Here is a 22,795-nt window from a genome sequence, read left to right on the forward strand (position 1 = left end):
TTTTTTATACGTTATTTATATGGCGGATTATTTTTTGACCGGGTCAATGGTCATGCCGTCTTTTAATTTGGAAACACCTTCAATAACAATTTTTGTACCTGGTTCAATCCCATTTTGTACAAGAAAACCTTGTTGTGTGTTGGCAACTATTTTTAATGGTATAGTGGTGACCGTATTATCATCTTTTAATGCGTAGACAAGTTTCTTGCCTTGTAGGTCTACGGTAGCGGTTTGTGGTATTTCAAAAGCATTGTCATATACAATGGGTAACTTTATTTTACCTGTACTACCACTACTTAGTAAATTGTTCTTGTTATCAAAGTCGGCCCTTGCGGTAACACTACCAGTGGTGCTATTGATAATGGTATTGATCATAGCAATTTTTCCAGGCTCTGAGTATTCTTCTCCGTTGATCATAATAAGATTTACCTTGGGGGCATTGTCAAGGTCCATTAAGTTATTGTCGCTTTTTGGCATAGACTCGTTTAATTTTAAAAGCTCTTTCTCGTTCAATGAAAAATAGGCACGAACTTCGCTGATATCAGAAACGGTAGTTAAAGGTTTGCCCATATTTGAACTTACCAATGCACCCACTTTAAAAGGTATTTCGCCAATGTATCCATCAACCGGACTCGTTATTCTAGAATAACCAATGTTAGAGGTAACACTTTGGTAATTTGCTTGTGCTTGTGCAAGTTGTGCTTTCGCAGTTTCTAATTGCACTGGGCTAATGATATTCTTATCTACCAAAGGCTTTAACTTATCAACTTCCACTTGCGCTACATTAACAGAAGCTTTTGCAGCGTTAGCATCTTGGTTTAAAGTTTGCGTCTCTAATTTAAAAAGCAGCTGACCCTTTTTAATTTTTTGCCCTTCTTCTACAAATACCTTTTGCACGAAACCAGAAACCTTTGGCCAAATTTCTACATTCTGTTTACCTTCTAGGGTGGTAGAAAACTCGTTATATATGGTAACCGTTTTAGGTGTAAGTGTCGTAATTGCTAAACTTGGTGGCGGTGGTGCCGCTGCCCCTGGTACAGGTTTTTCTGATGTTCCAAAGCAGGAACTCATAAGGAGTATAACACTTAGTATTCCTATAATTGATAACTTTTTCATTGTAATTGGATGTTAACTTGTTTAAATAGTTGTTTTCTTGTTATTTCAGAATGTTCTGTTAAAAACGAACCAAAATGGCACAAGAAATTATTCTTGTTGTTTCTGTTGTAATTTTAATTCAGCAATTGTTGTTTTCAAATTGTCAGACATGCTATCGATACACTTTCTGTATACGGTAATCTTATTTTTATTTTCCTCATGTCTTTCTGGACGAAATTGTTCGTTGTACTCTGAAATCTTACGAATCATTACACTTTCTCTTTCCAGTTTTTTTAAAGAACGATTTAGCTTCTTGATAAAGAATGTATTTTTTTCAGCCACTTTGAAATATCTTTTTCTGTCGCCTGATTTTGTAAAGTATTTTACGAAATCCATCTGCAATAAAAGATTTAATGAGGTTGATATAGAACTTTTGCTGGCCCCTCTTTTATTTATACAATCTTCGAACGTTAGACCATCTTCATCTGTGAGAACTAAATTTGCGAATATTCTTGCGGCCAATGGTGGAAGATCATATTCAGACTCGAAATGAACTCCGAACTCCTCAATTAGCTTATTTTTTATCTCTTCTTTACTCATGTAACTTTTTTGAAGATACAAAAGTACGGTTAGTTCGGTTGTAAGCAAACTTAAAGAACTTAAATTTTGTTAAAGCTTGTTAAGTTTATGTTAGTATATTAGAAAAGAATATTTAGAATACTGTTATACAGATAATTAACATGATGTACAATCAAGAAGAAAAATGTAGATTGATACAATTAAATAAGATACTAATTACCTTAATCGGTAAATAGGTAGCACTTTCAGTGATGGTAAATGATTATTTTGCGTAAATCCCTTCTTTTTCGATTAGAGGAATAGTGGTAAGGTTAGATTCTTTTACTGTATTCTTTTCGAAGACAAATCGTTTGTCATACAATTTGTTATCGGCATAGAAGGTAATAAAAAATTCATTGTTTAAGGTTAACACGTCATCTTGAACCACTTCAATTTTTTTAAAGGATTTTGGCTCTAAAATACCAATACCATGTCTCATAATAGAAGTTTTACGTTCACCGTCATAACCTTTTGATACGGCCATGGTCATTTCAATCGTAGTATCTCTATCGTTAATGATGTATGCATTCCAATCTTTGTCCAAAAATTCTTCGTTCCATTCACGAATAATGGCAACATATACATCTTTTACAACGGGTATTTCAATATCTTTTTTCACGAAATATTGTTAAAGGGCACTTTTAAATTGCTCTAAAAAGCGCAAATCATTTTCACTTAACAAACGAATATCTGTTATTTGATGTAGTAGCATAGCAATACGATCAATACCGACACCAAAAGCAAAGCCAGAATAAATTTCAGGATCTAGGCCACAATTAGTAAGCACATTTGGATCTACCATACCACACCCACCAATCTCTAACCAACCAGTACCTTTAGTGATTTTATAGTCTGTTTCCGTTTCTAGTCCCCAGTAAACATCGACTTCTGCACTTGGTTCTGTAAAAGGAAAGTAAGAAGGTCTTAGTCTAATTTTAGATTTTCCAAAAAGCTCTGCTGTGAAGTATTGTAGGGTTTGTTTCAAATCGGCAAAAGAAACATCTTTATCAATATATAAACCCTCTACTTGATGAAAGAAACAATGAGATCTTGCTGAAATAGCTTCGTTTCTATATACCCTACCTGGAGATATAGTACGAATAGGAGGTTGATTGTTTTCCATATAACGCACTTGCACAGAAGAAGTGTGTGTACGTAAAAGTATATCTGGATCTGTTTGAACAAAGAACGTATCTTGCATATCTCTTGCAGGATGATATTCTGGTAAGTTCAACGCCGTAAAATTATGCCAATCATCTTCAATCTCCGGTCCTTCGGATACATTGAAACCGATTCTCGAAAAAATATCGATAATCTTATTCTTTACTATAGAAATAGGATGACGTGAACCTAGCTCAATAGGATTTCCAGGTCTGGTTAAATCTCCATAAACCTTTTCTTCAGTCTGGTTACTTTCTAAAGTTTGTTTTAAAGATTCTACTTTTTCTGTAGCTGCATTTTTAAGTTGGTTAATAGTTTGACCGAACTCTTTCTTTTGCTCGTTTGGTACATTTTTAAACTCCGCAAAGAAGTCGTTAAGAATACCTTTTTTACCTAAATATTTAATACGGAACGTTTCAACGGCTTCCAAGTTGTCAGCTGTGAACGATGCTACTGTAGCTATTTCTTCTTTTATCTTATCAATCATGAATGTTGATTAAAGGCACAAATTTAAAACTTTTAAAACAGGTATGATATGTTTTTGTTGGTTTTGATGGAGATGCAAGTATAAATTATGTTTTACTAGGTAGCGTGTAAAAAGAAAAATAGGGCTGGTGAACTATTTTATCGATAATATCAAGAATGAAATCTAAGGAAGTATTAACTATTTATAGTGTGTTTTAAAATTAAAAAACCGGCTGAATGTGCCGGTTTTTAACTGTGTAAATAATTTTATTTTAGCTATAGAATTCAACACCGCCAGATGCAATATCGTACATAGCGCCTACAATCATAATTTCTCCATTTTCTTCCATTTCAGCCAAAACCGAACTTTTCTTTCTAATATTTTCTATGGTCATTTCAACATTTTTCGCTGATACCCTATCTACAAACTCTAGATTCTTAGAATTTCTTTGGCTTTCATCCGTAGGTTCTTTAACTGCATCTACCGCTGGCTCTATTTTGTTGATCAAAGCAGTTAGATTACCTAATCTTGCATGGTCACATGCACCTTTAATGGCACCACAACTAGTATGGCCCAAAACCACTATTAACTTAGTGCCTGCCAATTTACAGCCAAACTCCATGCTGCCAAGTATATCTTCATTAACGAAATTACCTGCAATTCTAACGCTAAAAATATCACCCAGTCCTTGGTCAAAAACCAGTTCTGCAGAGACCCTTGAGTCTATACAGCTTAAGATCGTTGCAAACGGAAATTGACCGTCGCTGGTGTCGTTAACCTGCTCTAAAAGATTTCTGTTAGCTTTAAGGTTATTTTGAAATCTTTTATTTCCTTCTTTTAAAAAATCCAATGATTTAGAAGGGGTCATTGTTGCCTGGGTTTCTTTAGTATGTGCTTTCATATATATTGTATTTATCTTTAAAATGATTCTTAAGCAGCAATAAATGTTTTACAAATGCTTAAGGTCTCATAAATAAAATTTTGTTTTATAAACTTAGACTTGTCTTTTCTGGTTGTTGAAAAAATTCTATGTAACTAGGTGGGTTTTCAACTACACCTCTATTTGAAATTATTTTAATGTCAATATTTCTTTCTTTGGCTTTTAAGCTAAAGTCTTCTAAAATTTCAATAATATCATAATCTAAGTATTTTGTCTTTAAAATATCTATGGTTAAATGAGTGTCGTTCGGTAAACTATCTAATTCTTTTAAAATAGCACCTTTGTTTATGAAGGTTACCTCTTCAGCTAAAGTCATTTTAATTTTATGTTTACCATCACTTTTGTCTTCAATATGTAGAAAGTGTGAGTTTTGGTAGTTTTTTAGAAGAATAACTATGATGCCCACAGCCAGACCCAAGCTAATACCGATTAAAAGATCAGTAAAGACAATACCTAAAACGGTAACAAAAAATGGAATGGATTGTTTCCAGCCAAGCTTGTACATTTTAATGAATAAAGCTGGCTTTGCTAGTTTATACCCTACAATAAATAGAATAGCGGCTAAAACCGATAACGGAATCATATTCAATAAAGTTGGTATAAGTATAACGGAAATCAATAATAAGAATCCGTGGATTATGGCAGATAATTTTGTTCTACCACCAGATTGTATATTGGCAGAACTTCTAACTATAACTTGTGTAATAGGAAGACCACCTATCATACCAGAAATAATGTTACCTACACCTTGGGCCAATAATTCCCTGTTTGTAGGAGTTACGTTTTTATGAGGATCCAACTTGTCTGTAGCTTCTACACAAAGTAACGTTTCAAGACTTGCTACCAATGCAATGGTGAACCCTGTAATCCATACCTGCGGATTTGTAATTGCACCAAAATTTGGAAAGCTGAACTGGCCGATAAAAGAAGATAGGTCATCTGGTACAGGTACTTTTACCAAATGGTCGGCAGATATACCCAATACTTCATGGCCTTGTGTAAAAACATAAAATAAAATACCTGTAACAACTGCGACCAACGGGCCTTGTATTAACTGAAATATTTTTCCTTTTTTAGAAAGTACCTTGTCCCATAGTAAAAGTATAGCCAAGCCTATAATAGCGATAAGCGTTGCGCCCGGGCTTATATTATTTACGGTATTTAGAATTTCTGAAAAAGTATTTTCACCATCTACCTGAAAAAATGCCCAATCACCTTCAGGATCGGAGTCGTATCCAAAAAAATGGGGTATTTGCTTGAGGATAATAATAATACCGATACCGGTAAGCATTCCCTTAATTACAGAAGAAGGAAAGTAATAGCCAATAACTCCGGCTTTTAAAACTCCAAATACAATTTGTATGATACCACCTAGTACAACAGCGACTAAAAAGTTTTCATAACCACCCAGTGTGCCAATGGCGGTCAAAACAATAGCGGCCAAACCTGCTGCAGGACCACTTACGCCAATTTTTGAGCCACTCATGGCACCTAAAACGATACCACCTATAATACCGGCAATTAATCCAGAAAACAAGGGTGCGCCACTAGCTAAAGCTATACCTAGACATAATGGTAATGCGACGAAAAATACAACGATACTCGATGGAATATCGCTTTTGATATGTTTAAACATGTGTATAAAATTATTTGGTCCTAATCAATTTAGGACATTTAGTTTAGTTAATTAGAAAATATGGATTATTAGGCATTTTCATCTGGGGGAGGGGATAATACTTCTAAATACAGGTCTAGATGGCCCAACTTATTAGTATTGTCGATGATAGTATTTTCAAAGGCGGAAACAATGGAGAATAACAAAGAATTTTCTTTTACGAATTTTTCTTCGCCAAATGATTTTTTTCCAGACTCTTGTTCTTCTTCGCTAAGATTGGTGATTACAATTGGGTTGTCAATATCGCATAGCGTTATTATGCTTGGAGCAGTAACTGCAAAAAGCCATAATAAAATTAAAGTTACGCGGGCTACCGATATCATATTAAATACTATGCGGTTAAAGATATCGGAAATAGTTAATAAACCTTAATTATTGGCTAAAAATCCTTTAATAATTTTAGATTTTGTTCTTTTATCCATCCCGATTTACCGTCTGTAAGTTTAATTTTTTTCCAATTATTCAAATCATCCGTTACATTGACCTTGGTTCCTGCATGAATTACGAATATTTCTTCGCTATTACTATTCGGTTCTGATTTTACAGTACTTTCTTCCGCAAAAATTATAGCAGGCCTGTGTTTATCAAAATCGTTACGTTGTACATATGCGAACGTAACAGATAAAATACAAAAGAATAAAGCTAAAATGCTTCCAATAAACGTCAACCTCTTTCTTGAAGAATAATCAGAGTTATAGAACAGAATGTACAATAGCACAAAAAGAAACATAAAAGCTACAGCGATATATGCCCATTCATCAAAAGTTAATTTGCCGGTAATGTTCTTGTATAATTTAGATAGACCGGTTTCTGGCATAATATCTATGGCATCGATAGTCATGTTCTGGGCGTAGCTTAGGTTTGTTTTTATCTCTTGGTCATTAGGAGATAAAAGCAGTGCTTTTTCATAGTAATAAATACTTTCGGCTATTCTATTTTGCTTGTAATACGAGTTGCCGAGATTGTAGTATAAGGCAGACGAATGTTTTCCATTTTCAAGTATATTCAAATAATACTCGGTAGCTTTTTCGTATTCGCCCGCGTTATAGGATTCTGTTGCCTTATCAAACAATTGTTCGTTCTGAGCGGTACACATTAGCACCATAAAAAGGCCGATAAGGGTAACTAGCTTTTTGAACATACTTATAATTGTTTATCCATTATAGAGATCACCTCACTAGCTTTGTCATAGTCGGCTTGCATTTGTACATTAGAGAAAGGGCTATATCTAGCCGCTTCGCAATTCTTTAAAAGTGCAATAAAACTTTCTACGGTAGTCTCGTCTACCTGTTTCGCTGTGAGTAATTCTGTAATTTTATCTTTGCTGAACTCAGAGGTTTCAATCTTTAATTTTGCTTTTAAATAGTTATGAAGTGCGCGATCAAGTGCTACGTAAAAAGAATCTTTATTACCTAATTGTTTTTTTGCTGCAGATAAATATTTTCGTGCAAGCTTGTTTGCCTTTCTAATTTTATTGCCTACTACATCACCTGCAATGGCATCTCTTTTCTTTCTAAAGATTATTGCTATAGGAATAAGAAGTAAAGGGCATAATAACCATATATAAAAGGATGTTGAGCCAAAGAAATATGAAATTGTTTTACCTGTTAAATTAGGTTTTAATTTTATAAAGTTGAATTCATTGCCGCTACTTACCACAGCTTGTTTGTTACTATTGGAACTTACATTGGTACTGGATGATGCGTTTAACGGACCTTCTAAGACATTAATAACGATTTCATCGGATGTTAACGTGGTATATTTTCCGGTGGACGGATTAAAATAACTAAAGCTCAAAGGTGAGATTGGGTACTTTCCTCTAAAAGAAGGTACAATGGTATATTGATTGCTCACCTTACCCTGCATACCTGCCAAATTGGTTCTTACGCCTTCTGTGAACTCAGGTTCATAAACCTCCAATGCGCTTGGTAATTCAAGTTCCGGTAGTTTAAATAATTTCAAATTTCCTTTACCGCTTACCTCTACGGTAGCTTGCAAAGATTCTGTTGCATTCAAGCTCGTCTTACTTGTGGTTACTGCAAAATCAAAATCACCAACGGCACCATTAAAATCTGCAGGCTGGTTATCTAATGGCAAAGGCTTTACATTAATCGTTCTATTACCGGCAGAAACGGTTTTGTTTGTTTGGGCATACATTTTTTGACCAAAGAAATCTCTTCTTCCGGTAGGTACGTCTACCGTAACATCAAGAGAAAGGGGTTCAATATTTAATTTCCCAGATTTTTGTGGGTAAAGAACAACGCGTTTTAAGATAGCATACCTGTATGGCTTTCCTTTATAAGTGCCATTTTGTGCGCTAAGCCCGTTTACCTTAATATCTTGACTCCAAAAATTATTATAGGTAGGGTTATCTAAAGGCTGGTAATTGGATACGCTGATATTTGGACTCACATATAGTTTATAAATGACGGTTATAGCTTCGTTCAAATACGGATTAGTTTTTGAAACCTCGGCAACCAAATGTAGATTTTCATCGGCTACATCATCTGCGGTCATTTGATCACTAGGTTTGTCAACGGCTGCAGTAACTACAACATCTTGCGCTAGAGATTTATAGGTCTCACTATCAATAACAATAGAAGCCTGTTTTATAGAAAATTTACCTTTTGCAGTCGGTGCCAGTGTATAGGAATATGATTTAGAATAGCTTCTTACACCATTGATCCATGAAGAACTAATAGATTGAGAAGGTCCCATAACTACTTTGAATCCGTTGAAATCTGGCGGACTAAAATTATCGCCATCACGGTTCATGACAAAATCAACACGTAATCTTTCGTTTAGGCCAAGCTTTGGTTTGCTCAGTTTCATTTCAAAAGTTACTCCGTTGTTATTTTGGCCCATCATCCATATAGATGATAGAAAAACGGTTAATACTAACCCAAGTTTTGTTATGGATTTAAAGTCTACCAATCTTTTTCGGTTTTAATTTTAGCACCTTTTACCTTTTTGGCATCTATTTTATCTTGAACCTTTTTCTCTGCATTTTGCATGGCTCTCAATAAATTCTCTACCTGCTGCTTAGATAGTTGATTAGGTTTAGGTTGTTGTTGATTTTGCTCGTTATCTCCTTCTCCTTGTTCAGGTTTTTTCTTTTGGTCAGATTCATTATCACCTTCACCATCTTTACCATCGTCTTTTTTCTCCTCATCTTTATCACCTTCGTCTCCCTTGTCACCGTCTTCGCCTTGATCTTTTTTATCCTCGTTTTCCCCTTCGTCCTTTTGATCTTGGTCTTTGTTTTCGTCCTTGTCGTCTTTGTCTTTATCCTTATCGTCTTTGTCTTTTTTCAAAAGCTCTTTGGCCAAAGCTAAATTGTAACGGGTTTCTTCGTCGGTAGGATTATTGCGTAAGGCCTCTTTATAGGCTTCAACCGCTTTTGCATAATCTTTACGCTTCATAAAAACATTACCCATATTATGGTAAGCCTTATGCTTGTCAGCTTTAGAGGTAGAAGCTTCCCCGGCTTCCTTGAACCTGCCAAAGGCTTCATTATACGTTTCATTTTGGTAATATGCATTCCCTAAATTATAAGGAGCTGCACTATTATCAGCACTTTTGGAAATTGCTTTTCTATAATCCACCTCTGCCGCAATAAAATCATCTTCTGATAATGCCTTATTGGCATCCCATGTATAGTTCGTAGATGACCTTAGGGCTTTCTCTTTTTCTTTCTCGTCAACCTCTTGAGCAAAAGATGACAAGCAAACAAAAAACAATAATAGTACTGTGCTTATTTTATTCATTTCTTTTCTCATTGAACAAATTGAGTTTCTTTAACCAGCTTGTCTTGCGGTCCAAGATAAAAATATCTAAAAAGAGAAGCAACAATGCCCCGCCAATAAACCACTGAAACTGATCTTTATATTCTGCGAATTGTTTGGCTTCAAATTCCTTCTTGTCCATTTTCAACAATTCTTCTTTTATATACTCTACTGCGGTATCTGTGTTAGAGCCATCTATATATTCACCATTTCCTTCACTTGCAATATCCGCTAAAACACTTTCGTTTAATCTTGTGATTACGGTTTCACCTTGACTATCTTTTTTCAGGCTTTCTAAAATTCCGTTTCTTTTGATAGGTATTGGTGCTCCTTTTTCCTTACCTACACCAATAGTATAAATGATAATACCTTCATCAACGGCATCTTCTACGGCATCTAATGTAGACCCTTCAGAATGGTCTTCCCCATCAGAAATAATGAACAATACACGGTTGGTCTGCTCTACATCGTCATAATATGTAGTAGCCAATTCAATAGCTTGATCAATAGCGGTACCTTGAGACGTAAGCATGTCTGTATTCATACCTTGTAAGAACATTTTTGCTGCGCCGTAATCAGTTGTAATGGGTAGTTGTGGGTATGCTTGACCGGCGTAGGCTATAATTCCTATACGGTCACTTGCCAATTGATTTATAATTTCAGAAACTAATCTTTTGGCTTTCTCAATTCTGTTAGGTGCAATATCTTCCGCTAGCATACTTTTACTAACATCTACCGCAAATACGATATCTACACCTTCTCTCTTTACTGTTTCTAATTTTGTTCCAATTTTTGGGTTGACCAAACCTATAATCAATAATGCCAATGCAAGTATGAAAACGACCAGTTTTAAACCCCCTTTGTTATAGGAACGGTTAGGTGTTAACCTTTTTAAAAGGTCAGCATCTGCAAATTTCTTTTGCGTTCTTTTTTTCCATATCAATAACAAAAGGAACAGCACTATTATCACCGGTATGATAAAGAGTAAATAAAAATATATTTTTTCGTCGTACTGTATCATATTATACAAAGCTTCTAAAAAGCGTGTTTCTTAAAATCCATTCTAACAAAAGCAATCCTCCTGCTAACAATATCCAAATTCTAAATTTTTCTTCGTAGCGGTAGTATTTAAATTCTTCTACCTCGGTTTTTTCTAGTTTGTTGATCTCTTCGTAGATTTCCTCTAAAGACTCATTATCGGTAGCTCTAAAATATCTACCTCCGGTTGTATTGGCAATATCTTTTAATAACTCTTCGTCTATTTCTACCTGTCTCATTCCAAATCTAAAAGAACCATCAGGATTGTATGAAACAGGTGAAAGGGCATTGCCATTTGTACCAAGACCAATAGTGTAGGTTTTAATACCGAATTCTAGTGCCAGGTCAGATGCGGTTTGCGGTTCTATAAAACCAGAATTATTTACCCCATCGGTCAATAATATGATGATTTTACTTTTTGCCTTACTGTCTTTTAAGCGGTTTACGGAAGTTGCTAGTCCCATACCAATGGCAGTACCGTCATCTAATTGTCCGTATGAGATTTCTGAAAGCGCATTAAGTACAATAGCTTTGTCTGTGGTTATAGGTGTTTTGGTATAACCTTCACCTGCATAAGCAACAATACCTATACGATCATTAGGTCTATTTTTAATAAAATCTGCCGCCACGTCTTTAAGTGCAGAAAGTCGGTTTGGTTTTAAATCTCTTGCCAGCATACTAGAAGAAACATCTATGGCCATGACAATATCTATACCCTTTGTAGTTTTAGAGCGGGTAGAAATATCTTCTGTCTGTGGTCTTGCCAGAGCTGTGATAATTGCAGCCAAAGCCAACAAGCGTAGAATGAATAACGCAGGTTTAAATTTAGGTAAAATGCTATTGTAGCTAAACCCTTTTACACTTGATATACGTAATGATGCGGTTTGCTCTTTTTGTTTAAAGATATACCACACAATTGCCAATGGCAGTAATAAGAACAGCCAAAAGAAATCAGGATTTGCAAATGATATATTCTCTAACATTTATGCTTCTGTTTTTACTTCTACCGATGCTAAGATTCGGTCAACTATTTCTTGTGCGTACGTGTCGTCTTTAAGCCAAGTAAGAATTACGTATTGTTGAAATCCTTTACCTCCAAAAAGTAGTACTGTATATTCTCCTTCTAATAACTCTTCTGACCCAGGCATTGGAAAATTGCCACTACCAAAAACTTTCACTCCTTTAACACCGCTTATGGTACTAAATTCTTCTTGCTTGGTGATAATGTTTTTTGCTCCCTGATCCTCAAAATTGGATAGAATTTTTTCAATGGTCTTGTCAAACTCTGGCTCTGTTTCTTTTTGTGCTAACGTAATACTAGTGGTGCCCATGTTAAATAGCGCGATAGGACTTCTGTACTCAAAGGCCTGCACGTCTTCTATGGTAGCTTTGGCTTCTGGAGGTAGTTTTATTTCTTGTCGTACCAAAACTTGCGGAGACTCTAACTGTATTGGTGGAAAACCGTAGCTGCTACGAACCCATTCGCTCTCTAAAAGTTCTTTGGTAGGGTGGCCTAAAACGGTGTCTTTTAAATAGCCGAATCCGAATTTAACTCCTGCAATGGTAATGCCAATTAAAATTAGTGCAACAGTGGAAATTACCGCTATTTTAATTTTCTTCTTTTTTGCCTTACGTTCAAGTTCTTCTTGGTATTCCGCTTGTTCTAATAACTCTTCTTCTGTGGGTTCTGGTAGCGCTTCGTGCGTTTTTTCAACAATCTGTTCAACCAGCTTTCTATCATGTTCAGCAACTGAGGTAGAAGGTTTGTTCTTAGCGAATTTCACTAAATCTGCCGTCTGTAGTATTTGTTGAAACTGCTTTATAGTATCGTCTTCTAAATTTAACTCGCCGGCATCCTTTAAAAGCTCTAATTTTTCAATGAGTTGTCCGGTAGTACTTTCCATTGCGGTTACGTGAGCATCTTCCTCTAAGTATGAACGTACAATGGTGGTCAATTCAGAATAGTACTCTTTGTATTCGTCTTGTATTAGGTATCTAGAATTTTCTAATCGTTTTAATTCTAGTAACGCTCTGTCATATGGTGGTAAAAGTGCTACTTTTTCTTCTTCGGTAAGTGGCTTTTTTCGGAATACAAACCAATAAAGGAGTCCACCAAAAATTAATAATACCAACAGACCTATTAGCAAGTACTTCCAAAGAGCATAATTGCTTTTATCTACATTGATTAAGGGTTTAATATCATACATTTTCTGATTCAATGTATCTACAGGTACAGTAGCTACATTGATCATTGAGGAATCTGTCATAAAACCTACTCCGTTAATATCGATTCTTTGTGCAGGTAATTTGTAAGCTCCAGAATCAAACTGGGTAAGGGCGTATATTTTTTGAAGCGTTAGTCTATCTTTTTTTCTAGTGCTGTCCGTAGCAAAAGCCTCTACAGTTTCTAGAGGAGAAAACGTTTGCCCTTCAGGGAAAATAACAAAATCTGTGGAGTCGATATTCACAGTAACTTTCCATTGAACCTGCTCACCAATTTTTATAAAAGTTGTATCAACCTCAGTTGTAATGTTTGGTGTTTCTTGTGCAGAAAGTTCAAAGATGAATAGTAGGAATACGAATAGAGGTGAAATTCGTTTACACCACGAAACACATTTTTCATTTGTTTTATTAGTAATAATCATTCGTATCAACCTCTTCTTTTAAAATAGCCCAATAATTTCTTTACATAGCTTTCATCTACCCTACAATCTAAAACTCCGCATCCAGATTTTGTAAAAGACTCCTTAAAGTAAGTAACACGGTTTTTATGATATTCAGCATAAGCGTTACGTACTTTTTTAGACTTGGTGTTTACCAATTGTAATTTTCCTGTTTCAGCATCCTCTACCTGTACCATACCCAAATTTGGTATAGATTCTTCACGTTCGTCATAAACACGAATTCCGGTTAAATCATGCTTGCTACCCGTAATCTTGAGTGTTTTTTCATATCCGTCGTCAATAAAATCAGATAAAACAAAAACAATAGCTTTCTTTTTCATGACACTACTCAAAAATTTCATGGCTTGAGCAATATCTGTTTTGTTGCTTTTTGGTTTAAATTCCAATAATTCTCTAATGATACGTAGAACGTGGGTCTTTCCTTTTTTAGGAGGAATAAAAAGTTCTATTTGGTCAGAGAACAGAATAACACCTACTTTATCATTGTTTTGTAAGGCACTAAAAGCAAGTGTAGCCGATATTTCAGTAACGATTTCATTTTTAAACTGATTAGTGGTGCCGAATAATTCAGAGCCGCTAATATCTACCATTAGCATCATGGTCAATTCTCGTTCCTCCTCAAAAACCTTTATATAAGGTTCGTTATAACGGGCGGTAACGTTCCAGTCTATATTTCTAACATCATCGCCAAATTGATACTGTCGTACTTCACTAAAAGTCATACCACGACCCTTAAAAGTAGAGTGGTATTCCCCACCAAATATATGGTCGGAAAGACGTCTTGTCTTTATTTCAATTTTCCGTACTTTTTTGAGTAGCTCTTTAGTATCCATAATACAGCGCTCTAGCCCCTATAGGAGATTTGATTGCGGTTAAAAATATATGTGAAACGGTAATTTTAAGCATTGTTCTTTATTACACCCCTAAGAATAAATGAGTAAATATTCCCCTCTTTGGAGATTAGTGGGCGTTTAAGGTACTTCTATCTCGTTTACAATTTTGTTGATGATATCAACAGAAGTAATATTCTCTGCTTCTGCCTCATATGTAATACCTATTCTGTGTCTTAAAACATCTAGAACAACGGCACGTACATCTTCTGGTACAACATAACCTCTTCTTTTTATGAAAGCATAACATTTGGCAGCGGTACCTAAGTTGATACTACCCCTTGGCGATGCGCCAAAGCTGATCAATGGTTTTAAGCTTTCTAAGTTATATTTCTCAGGATATCTTGTAGCAAAAACAAGGTCAAGAATATATTTTTCAATTTTTTCATCCATGTAAACTTCACGAACAGCTTTCTGTGCGCTAAGTATTTGTTCTATGGATACAACGGCGTTTACAGTTTCGTAGCTACCTTTTAAATTTTGGCGCATAATCAACTGCTCCTCGTTTATTTTTGGATAATCTATAACGGTCTTCAGCATAAAACGATCCACTTGTGCTTCAGGTAACGGATAGGTACCTTCTTGTTCAACAGGGTTTTGTGTTGCCATTACCAAGAAAGGTTTGTCAAGAATAAAAGTTTCGTCACCAATGGTCACTTGCTTTTCTTGCATTGCCTCTAAAAGTGCAGATTGTACTTTGGCAGGTGCACGGTTAATCTCATCTGCAAGAACAAAGTTTGCGAATATTGGACCTTTCTTTATAGAGAAATCGTTAAGTTTCATGTTGTAGATCAATGTACCCACAACATCTGCCGGAAGTAAATCTGGTGTAAACTGAATTCTGCTGAAACTACCTTTTACAGCTTTAGAAAGAGTGTTTATCGCTAAGGTTTTTGCCAAACCAGGTACACCTTCCAGCAATATATGACCTTGGCCTAAGAGTCCGATCAATAATCGTTCTACCATATATTTCTGGCCAACGATTACTTTATTCATTTCAAGCATCAGTAAATCGATAAAAGCGCTTTCTTTTGCTATTTTCTCGTTAACAGCACTAATGTCAATTGAAGTATTTTCTTCCATTTAAAACTATATATTATTGAATGTTAAGGCTTCTAATTTTAACAGTTACGCAAATTGAAAATTTATTCACTCAGTCGCTGTTAATGATAGGTTAAAAAATTGGAAAACCCCTTATTTTTATGAACGTTTTAAGGGATTTCTTTTTAATTTTATCAATCAAAATACAATATATTGAAATATTCTAGAATAATAGCAGGTACTATGACCTGGGGTAAATGGGGTAAACAACTTGCTACCAAAGATATGATATCACTTATGAATCATTGCATTGACCATAACATTACTACTTTTGATCATGCCGATATTTATGGTGATTATACCAATGAAGAAGATTTCGGTAAAGCATTAAAAGAAAGTGAAATTAAAAGGGAAGATATTCAATTGATCAGTAAATGTGGAATTCAGTTCTATGTAAAAGAACGATCAAATAGGGTTAAGCATTATGACTATAGCAAAGATTATATAGTATCATCTGTAGAGCGTTCTTTAAAAATGCTACAGACAGATCATTTAGATATGCTATTATTACACAGGCCTAGTCCTTTGATAAACCCTTCAGAAATTGCGGAAGCTATAGATAAATTGAGAAATGATGGAAAGATCAGTCAATTTGGAGTGTCGAATTTCAGCCCATCTCAAATTCAACTTTTAGAAAGGGAAATACAGGTAGAAGCAAATCAGGTAGAGTTTTCATTGTCTTCTAACACAGTAATGTACGATGGTACTTTAGATGATTGTATTACGTTTGATAGGCTAGCAATGAGCTGGAGTCCTCTTGGTGGTTATTTCAAAGAAACCTCCAAAGCAAATACAAGGATTAAAAAGGTACTGGCGGATTTTACTAAAAAATATAATGCCACAGAAGATCAACTTTTACTGGCTTGGATTTTAAAACATCCATCTAAAATACACCCAGTGGTAGGTACGTCAACGCCAAAACGATTGAAAATGGCAATGGAAGCTGTTTCAATAGAAATGGATGTACAAGATTGGTTTATCTTGCTAGAAGCCAATGAAGGCCATGAAGTTGCATAATTATAATTAAAAATGACAAAAACAGCATTTATTACAGGAGCTACAAGCGGAATTGGAAAATCCACCGCGATTCATTTTGCCCAAAACGGTATAGATTTGGTATTGTGTGGTAGACGTCAAGATCGGCTAGATGCCCTTAAAGAAGAACTTGTTAAACATGTACAAGTACATACCCTGAATTTTGATATTAGAAACAAGGCTTCGGTTAAAGAAGCTGTTGATTCGTTGCCAAAAGAATTTGCAGAGATAGATATTCTAATAAACAATGCAGGTAATGCCCATGGAATGGATACCATTCAAGAGGGAAACATTGATGATTGGGATGCCATGTTAGATATTAATGTTAAAGGCTTGCTGTATGTATCTAAAGCGGTAATTCCACAAATGGTAGCGCGTAAATCCGGTCATATTATCAACATAGGTTCTACTGCAGGCAAAGAAGTTTACCCTAAAGGCAATGTGTATTGTGCAAGCAAACATGCGGTAGATGCCATTAATCAGGGAATGCGTATAGATTTGAACGGCACTGGAGTGCGTGTTGGTGCAGTAAATCCGGGATTGGTAGAGACAGAGTTCAGTAATGTTCGCTTTAAAGGAGATGAAGATAAGGCGGATAAGGTTTACAAGGGATTCCAGCCTTTAAAACCAGAAGATATAGCAGATATCATTCATTTTGTAGTCACAAGGCCATATCATGTAAATATTGCGGATTTGGTAGTAATGCCAACAGCACAAGCATCTTCAACTATTGTAGATAAAAAGTGATGTCATGAAAAGATTTTAGAATAAAATCTTTTAAAGCCAAAAGCCAAAAGCCAAAAGCCAAAAGCCAAAAGCCAAAAGCCAAAAGCCAAAAGCCAAAAGCCAAAAGCCAAAAGCCAAAAGCCAAAAGCCAAAAGCCAAAAGCCAAAAGCCAAAAGCCAAAAGCCAAAAGCCAAAAGCCAAAAGCCAAAATTAAAACTATGATCAATAAACGCCTATTGGTAAAAAACTTGCTCGCTCATAATGACGAGAACAGTTTTTACGACAAAAAGCGATTTATTTCTATTGGCGAGAAAGAAGGTAAGGGTAAGTTTTTAAAGCATGTTTGTGCTTTGGCAAATAGTAATCCTGCCAATAATTCTTTCATAGTAATTGGCGTTGAAGATGAGGATAATAAAATAGTAGGTGTAGACTTTTTTGATGATAGTAAGATTCAAAATTTAGTAAATGCCTATTTAGATAATCCGCCATTGATTTCATACGAGAATATTCCATTTCCGCATTTGCCAGAGGGTAAAGTTGTGGGGTTGGTGACCATAAAATCTATTGGAAAAATATGCTCCCTTAGAAAGAACATCTGGAAATATTATGGAGGGTCTGTTTTTTTTAGGGAGGGTAGTATAAGTTTACCAAAAGTGTTTGATATTGAGTTGAAAGATACTAACTCTGAGGCGGTTGCCACCATCGAACAACATGCAAAAAACAATATTGAGCTTACTTTAGATGGAGTCATAGACTTTTTAAATCACCGCCATAAAGATTTAGAAAGTGACTACAAGGTTTTTAAAGAACAATTTGTAGTGTGTTGGCGGCAATAAAAAAGTAGTGAACGGAGAAACCTATTTCTATAGGGTAGATATTGAATTAATAAATGAGCAGGTAAAATTATTCTACTCTAATTTAGATGAGGTTACCATTACATATGACAATGATTCATTTACAACTATTGAATATGTACAGCTTGGTTTGGCTTCGAAACAAAAATATTATCCATTAGAGAAAGTAGTTATAAATTTCAGTGAAAACGGCACCTATCAAATTACGAGCGATTTACTTTTTAATCCTCCAATACATGACGAGGATGAGTTGAAAAAGATTTATAAGAGTAATAACGCTTTGGTAGCAAAAGCAAAGAAAAATACCGAATTAACAATTGCAGAAGTAAAGCAATTGAAATACCTGGCAGATTCATATTTAATATGCTTTCTTAACGGATTTGAAGAGGCAAAAGAACGCATGGAAAAAGCTAGGCAGATTTTAAAGCCTAAATACCCAAGAATAAATGCTTCGCTAAAAGAAGCGCTTCGTGTGCTTAGGAAGGTGAAATATTCTTAATCCAGAGTTGTTCGTAGGGTTTTAGAGGCAATTCGTTATGAATAAGTTCAAATGATTTTCCGGTAAGTAAATCAATAGAATTTTTACCGGCGTGAATACCAATAGAAAGCAACCAGCCTATATTTAAAGTTTCTGTAACCTCATTAAAATTGGACAACACCCAGATATTTTCATTTTCATGGGTTCTTTGAAAGACAAATACATGCTCGTTAGGGCAACCATGAACCTTAAGATTGTTTGTATCAGCAAATACGGTCTGCTCTTTTCGTAGGCGAATCATATTCTTAATCCCGTTATATATTATGGTAGACGGACTATTTTTTTTACTTTTCAATTTTGAAACAACACCCCAATTCTGCATTGGTCTATTTACCCAACGATTGTCATTTACATGATCTTCATTTTGCTCATAAGAATAGTCGTTTAAGGTAGCGATCTCATCTCCGGCATATATCATAGGTATGCCTCCGTAGGTTAAAATAATACCGTGCATCATTAATATTTTAGTGACGGCATAGTCGATAATATTTTTATTGTTTTGTTCTAGGGCGGTTTCTAGGCCTAGTAGAGAAGCGGCACTGCCCGTAATTCTACCATCACCGTTTTTAGGATTGTACATAAACATCAAACCTTTGGCAGGAGACCATTCTAACTTGCCGCAGTAATAGTTTAAAATAAATTCTTTGTGGGCGCCAGGGTCATAGCCCGTAGCACGTACAATATCATCCTCATAACCAAGACCGATATCATCATGGCAGCGAATGTAATTAATCCAAGTAGCATCATTGGGTTTTACTGGGATCTCGTTCACACTTTTTACTAATAAAGAAGCTTTTTTGGTTGCAATTGAATTCCATAATAAAGCCATTAAAGAAGCATTATAAGCTACTTCACATTCGTTACCTTCCGTGGTGTCTTCGCCAAAATATTTTATAATATTCCTAGGAGCAACAATAGCTTCCGCCAAAAGAATAACACCTGGTGCAATTACCTGTAGGCACATTCTAAATAGTGAAATTAACGTATGTGCTTCTGGTAAGTTTTGTGATGATGTCCCTAATTTTTTCCAGAGAAAAGCAAGCGCATCAAAACGGATAACATCTACCCCCAAATTGGCAAGAGACATTAGGTTGCCAAGCATCTCTATAAATACCTCCGGATTCCTATAATTTAAATCCCATTGATAACTATTAAAACAGGTCATAACCCATTTTTCCATTTCTGAATTGTAGGTAAAATTGCCCGGTGCCGATTGTGGAAATATTTCAGGTAAGGACTTTTCGAACTCGTCAGGTATATGGCGGTCAGAATAAGTGTAATAATAATTTTGATGGTGTTGGCTACCCGCCTTGGCTTTCTTTGCCCATATAAACTCATCTGAAGTATGGTTGACAACAAAATCAAGCATTAAAAACATATTATTTTCACGTGCCTTTTTGCTGAAAGCTAAAAAGTCTTTTCTTGTGCCGTATTTAGGATCGATCTCATGGTAGCTATTCACTGCATAACCACCATCATTTTCACCAGCAGGTCTTGTGGTTATAGGCATTAGGTGAAGAAAATTAATACCTAAATCTTCAAAGTAAGGTATCTTTTCTTTGAGACCGTTAATGTCTTTGTTAAACCGGTCAACATACAATTGCATACCGACCATTTGCTCACTTTGGTACCAATTCCCAGAATTTAAACGTGTAATATCTTGTTTTTGTAGTTCTGTAGGTCGGTCTTTAAAAAGCGTTTCTAATGTATCTAAAAGGGTGTAGAAAAATGCTTTATGCTCTTTCTCTTTATATAATGAAAAAAACTGCGTTTTAATAAGCGAAAGATTAGTAGCTAATCTTTGTTCATATGAAGAAGTTAAGGGTATTCCACCTTTTTTCTTTTGACTTTTTAAAGCCAACAACCGGTGTAATTCAGCTTGATTCATTTTAAGAGTCTAATTGTTGTAATGTAGGTAGCGATTGTATAGCTCCAAAATTTTCCGTTGTAATGGCCCCGGCTTTGTTCGCTTTTGAGACCATGTTCGAAAGCAGGTTTTCGTTTGCCAAAACATCTTCTAATTTAGAGTGTTCAGTAAGTTGTTGTAAAAGGCAACCAATAAAAGCATCGCCGGCACCGGTAGTGTCTTTTGGTGTTACTTTAATGCTTGGTATGGTTTTATGGAAATCTTTTGTACTAAGCAAAGTTCCTTCGCTTCCTAAGGTTACAACTATTACTTGGGTGCCCATTTCATGAAAGAACTGGCAAGCATCTTCAAGCTTATCTTTTCCTGAAAGTAACTGTGCTTCCTCTAGGCTAAATTTACATAAATGGGATTTTTCTATAAAAGCATGGCACTTACGTATAAAAACATCCTCTTTATTTTTCCAAAGATCCGATCTGAAATTAGGGTCAAAACTAATGAACGCATTTTTGGTTAGTCCGTCAAATAAATACCTGTTATAGGTTTCTTCAAGAGCGCCACCTAAAAGAGCGGTAGCTGCGCCAAAGTGTATGATGTTATTTTCAAAATTAGATTTTAAGGAAGAGTCGTAAGTAAGCTCTTTGTCTGCGCCTCGGCTAAAAACAAAATCGCGCTCACCTTCGGCATCAATAGAAACAAAGGCTAAAGTGGTAAAAGTATCGCATCTTTGGGCAAAGGAGATATCAACTTTTTCATCTTCAAGAATACGTAGTAAAAAAGTCCCAAATGGGTCATTGCCAACAGCACCAATAAAAAAGCTATCGCCGCCAAGCTTGCTAATTGCACAGGCTACATTGGCTGGTGCACCACCTGCTTTTTTAGAAAATTCTTTTGCTTTCGATAAATCTTTGCCTTGGTTTTCGGCAACAAAATCAATGAGTAATTCTCCAATACAGAATACCTTTTTCATACGTTTAAAAAGAAAATTAGGAAGTCTAAGTTAATTAGAAATAACACCTATTTCCTAAAAATTATGAAGTAAATATTAAATTACGGTGGTTTACAGATTATTTTATGAATTTAATTCCTTTCGTATTTTGGGTCTGTTGCTGAATTGCATATATTGAATTACACATTTTAAAACACATACTGACCATGAGCATATTTGATGAAATTAAGAAAAAACTGAGCCACGAGTTTATTGATATTGTAGAATGGCTAGATAATACTGACGACACTATAGTTTATCGTTTTGAACGTTACCAAAATGAAATTAAGAACAATGCGCAATTAATCGTTAGGGAAGGGCAGACCGCAGTTTTTATTAACGAAGGTCAATTGGCAGATGTTTTTAAACCGGGCACATATACTTTAAATACGCAGAACCTGCCTATTTTAACGACTTTAAAAGGTTGGAAGTATGGATTTGATAGTCCGTTCAAAGCTGAGGTGTATTTTGTAAACACACGTTTGTTTACAGATGAAAAATGGGGTACTAAAAATCCGTTCATGTTAAGTGATGATAGATTTGGTTTGGTAGAAATTCGTGCTTTTGGTACCTATAGTTTTAGAGTAAATGATCCAGGAAAGTTTGTTGTAGATGTAGTGGGTACCGATGGTAATTTTACAAGCTATGAGGTAAATGAACATTTAAAAAGTTTAATAGTAACCCGTTTTACAGATACGGTAGGTGAAGCTAATTTGCCAATTGAGTTGTATGCGGCGAACACAAGCGAACTATCTGAAACTTGCCAAGAAGTAATGCAGCCAGAATTTAATAGGGTAGGTATAGAGCTAGAGAAATTCTACATCGAAAATGTATCGATGCCTGAAGAACTTAAAAAGGAAATATTCGAATACAGCCGATTGGATAAATTGGACATGGGTAAGTTGGCGCAGTTCAAAGCAGCCAAAGCAATGGAGTTGGCAGCTAAAAATGAAGGCGGAACAGCTGGTGCCGGTATGGGCATGGGTATGGGTTTTGTATTGGCTCAACAAATGGGAGGCTTAATGGGGCAACCTGCAGCGCAACCACTAGGTGGGCAAACAGCACAACAGCCACAAGCGCCGCCACCAATGCCGGCACAAGTAACCTATTTCTATGCGGTAAGCGGTCAGCAATTAGGTCCTGTTGGTTTTGATAAGCTCAAAGAATTATTTGCGAGTAGAACAATTAATAGAGATTCGTTGATCTGGAAACAAGGTATGCCCAATTGGACTGCATTAAAAGAGGTAGAGGAATTAAAATCTTTCTTGGGTGGTAATACGCCACCACCATTACCAACAGCATAATTTTAAGCAATACTTTTTTTAAGATAAGGAATA

Annotated in this window: 20 protein-coding genes and 1 pseudogene; 4 read left to right on the top strand and 17 right to left on the bottom strand. The window is 35.6% G+C overall.

Features of this window, described 5'->3' with window-relative positions; all coding sequences use genetic code 11:
* Positions 1 to 27 precede the first annotated feature (27 nt).
* From SJY30_RS15100 to SJY30_RS15170, 15 genes are all read right to left on the bottom strand, one after another.
* Entirely contained in the window at positions 28 to 1,116 is a 1,089-nt protein-coding gene (locus SJY30_RS15100) for an efflux RND transporter periplasmic adaptor subunit (protein ID WP_396632964.1), read from the bottom strand.
* 87 nt (positions 1,117 to 1,203) lie between these two features.
* Complete coding sequence (locus tag SJY30_RS15105; RefSeq protein ID WP_396632965.1) at positions 1,204 to 1,695, bottom strand: GbsR/MarR family transcriptional regulator; 492 nt, start codon at positions 1,693 to 1,695, stop codon at positions 1,204 to 1,206.
* 241 nt (positions 1,696 to 1,936) lie between these two features.
* Complete coding sequence (locus SJY30_RS15110; protein ID WP_396632966.1) at positions 1,937 to 2,332, bottom strand: hypothetical protein; 396 nt, start codon at positions 2,330 to 2,332, stop codon at positions 1,937 to 1,939.
* A gap of 9 nt (positions 2,333 to 2,341) precedes the next feature.
* Entirely contained in the window at positions 2,342 to 3,361 is a 1,020-nt protein-coding gene (gene pheS, locus SJY30_RS15115; protein ID WP_396632967.1) for a phenylalanine--tRNA ligase subunit alpha, read from the bottom strand.
* A gap of 250 nt (positions 3,362 to 3,611) precedes the next feature.
* Positions 3,612 to 4,241: a carbonic anhydrase family protein gene (locus SJY30_RS15120; RefSeq protein ID WP_396632968.1), complete on the bottom strand. Its 630-nt coding sequence runs from the start codon at positions 4,239 to 4,241 to the stop codon at positions 3,612 to 3,614.
* 85 nt (positions 4,242 to 4,326) lie between these two features.
* Entirely contained in the window at positions 4,327 to 5,916 is a 1,590-nt protein-coding gene (locus tag SJY30_RS15125; protein ID WP_396632969.1) for a SulP family inorganic anion transporter, read from the bottom strand.
* A 68-nt stretch (positions 5,917 to 5,984) separates the two neighbouring features.
* Positions 5,985 to 6,278, bottom strand: a complete 294-nt coding sequence (locus SJY30_RS15130) for a hypothetical protein (protein WP_396632970.1) — start codon at positions 6,276 to 6,278, stop codon at positions 5,985 to 5,987.
* A gap of 56 nt (positions 6,279 to 6,334) precedes the next feature.
* Positions 6,335 to 7,096 carry a tetratricopeptide repeat protein gene (locus SJY30_RS15135; protein WP_396632971.1) on the bottom strand — a complete coding sequence of 254 codons (762 nt, stop codon included), beginning with the start codon at positions 7,094 to 7,096 and terminating at the stop codon, positions 6,335 to 6,337.
* A 2-nt stretch (positions 7,097 to 7,098) separates the two neighbouring features.
* Positions 7,099 to 8,823, bottom strand: a complete 1,725-nt coding sequence (locus SJY30_RS15140; protein WP_396635337.1) for a BatD family protein — start codon at positions 8,821 to 8,823, stop codon at positions 7,099 to 7,101.
* 59 nt (positions 8,824 to 8,882) lie between these two features.
* Positions 8,883 to 9,722, bottom strand: coding sequence for a tetratricopeptide repeat protein (locus SJY30_RS15145; protein WP_396632972.1), 840 nt, complete (start codon positions 9,720 to 9,722; stop codon positions 8,883 to 8,885).
* Complete coding sequence (locus SJY30_RS15150; protein WP_396632973.1) at positions 9,715 to 10,761, bottom strand: VWA domain-containing protein; 1,047 nt, start codon at positions 10,759 to 10,761, stop codon at positions 9,715 to 9,717. The genes SJY30_RS15145 and SJY30_RS15150 overlap by 8 nt, the downstream gene beginning before the upstream one ends.
* A gap of 1 nt (position 10,762) precedes the next feature.
* Positions 10,763 to 11,761, bottom strand: coding sequence for a vWA domain-containing protein (locus SJY30_RS15155; protein WP_396632974.1), 999 nt, complete (start codon positions 11,759 to 11,761; stop codon positions 10,763 to 10,765).
* Positions 11,762 to 13,423, bottom strand: coding sequence for a hypothetical protein (locus tag SJY30_RS15160; protein WP_396632975.1), 1,662 nt, complete (start codon positions 13,421 to 13,423; stop codon positions 11,762 to 11,764).
* Between the two features lie 5 nt (positions 13,424 to 13,428).
* On the bottom strand, positions 13,429 to 14,295 hold the full coding sequence (locus SJY30_RS15165) for a DUF58 domain-containing protein (RefSeq protein WP_036157393.1): 867 nt from the start codon (positions 14,293 to 14,295) through the stop codon (positions 13,429 to 13,431).
* Between the two features lie 138 nt (positions 14,296 to 14,433).
* Positions 14,434 to 15,435 (bottom strand): MoxR family ATPase, encoded by a 1,002-nt coding sequence (locus SJY30_RS15170; protein WP_036157390.1) that lies wholly within the window; start codon positions 15,433 to 15,435, stop codon positions 14,434 to 14,436.
* A gap of 171 nt (positions 15,436 to 15,606) precedes the next feature.
* Here SJY30_RS15170 and SJY30_RS15175 point away from each other — a divergent pair, with 171 nt between their 5' ends.
* From SJY30_RS15175 to SJY30_RS15185, 3 genes and pseudogenes are all read left to right on the top strand, one after another.
* Positions 15,607 to 16,470 carry an aldo/keto reductase family oxidoreductase gene (locus SJY30_RS15175; RefSeq protein ID WP_396632976.1) on the top strand — a complete coding sequence of 288 codons (864 nt, stop codon included), beginning with the start codon at positions 15,607 to 15,609 and terminating at the stop codon, positions 16,468 to 16,470.
* 12 nt (positions 16,471 to 16,482) lie between these two features.
* Complete coding sequence (locus SJY30_RS15180) at positions 16,483 to 17,235, top strand: SDR family NAD(P)-dependent oxidoreductase (protein WP_396632977.1); 753 nt, start codon at positions 16,483 to 16,485, stop codon at positions 17,233 to 17,235.
* A 197-nt stretch (positions 17,236 to 17,432) separates the two neighbouring features.
* Positions 17,433 to 18,567, top strand: a pseudogene (locus SJY30_RS15185) (ATP-binding protein).
* Here the strand turns inward: SJY30_RS15185 and SJY30_RS15190 are convergent.
* Both SJY30_RS15190 and SJY30_RS15195 read right to left on the bottom strand, forming a co-directional pair.
* The gene (locus SJY30_RS15190) at positions 18,545 to 20,494 is read right to left on the bottom strand and encodes an amylosucrase (protein WP_396632978.1); all 1,950 of its coding nucleotides are present in this window, start codon (positions 20,492 to 20,494) and stop codon (positions 18,545 to 18,547) included. The pseudogene SJY30_RS15185 and the gene SJY30_RS15190 sit on opposite strands and share 23 nt — an antisense overlap.
* Before the next feature lies 1 nt (position 20,495).
* Positions 20,496 to 21,440 carry a carbohydrate kinase gene (locus SJY30_RS15195; protein WP_396632979.1) on the bottom strand — a complete coding sequence of 315 codons (945 nt, stop codon included), beginning with the start codon at positions 21,438 to 21,440 and terminating at the stop codon, positions 20,496 to 20,498.
* Between the two features lie 185 nt (positions 21,441 to 21,625).
* On the opposite strand from SJY30_RS15195, the gene SJY30_RS15200 reads away from it, so the two are divergent.
* On the top strand, positions 21,626 to 22,762 hold the full coding sequence (locus tag SJY30_RS15200) for an SPFH domain-containing protein (RefSeq protein WP_396632980.1): 1,137 nt from the start codon (positions 21,626 to 21,628) through the stop codon (positions 22,760 to 22,762).
* The last annotated feature ends 33 nt before the right edge of the window (positions 22,763 to 22,795 follow it).

Origin of the sequence: Maribacter sp. R86514, assembly GCF_044597005.1 — a bacterium.
In the GTDB taxonomy this organism is placed as follows: Bacteria; Bacteroidota; Bacteroidia; order Flavobacteriales; family Flavobacteriaceae; genus Maribacter.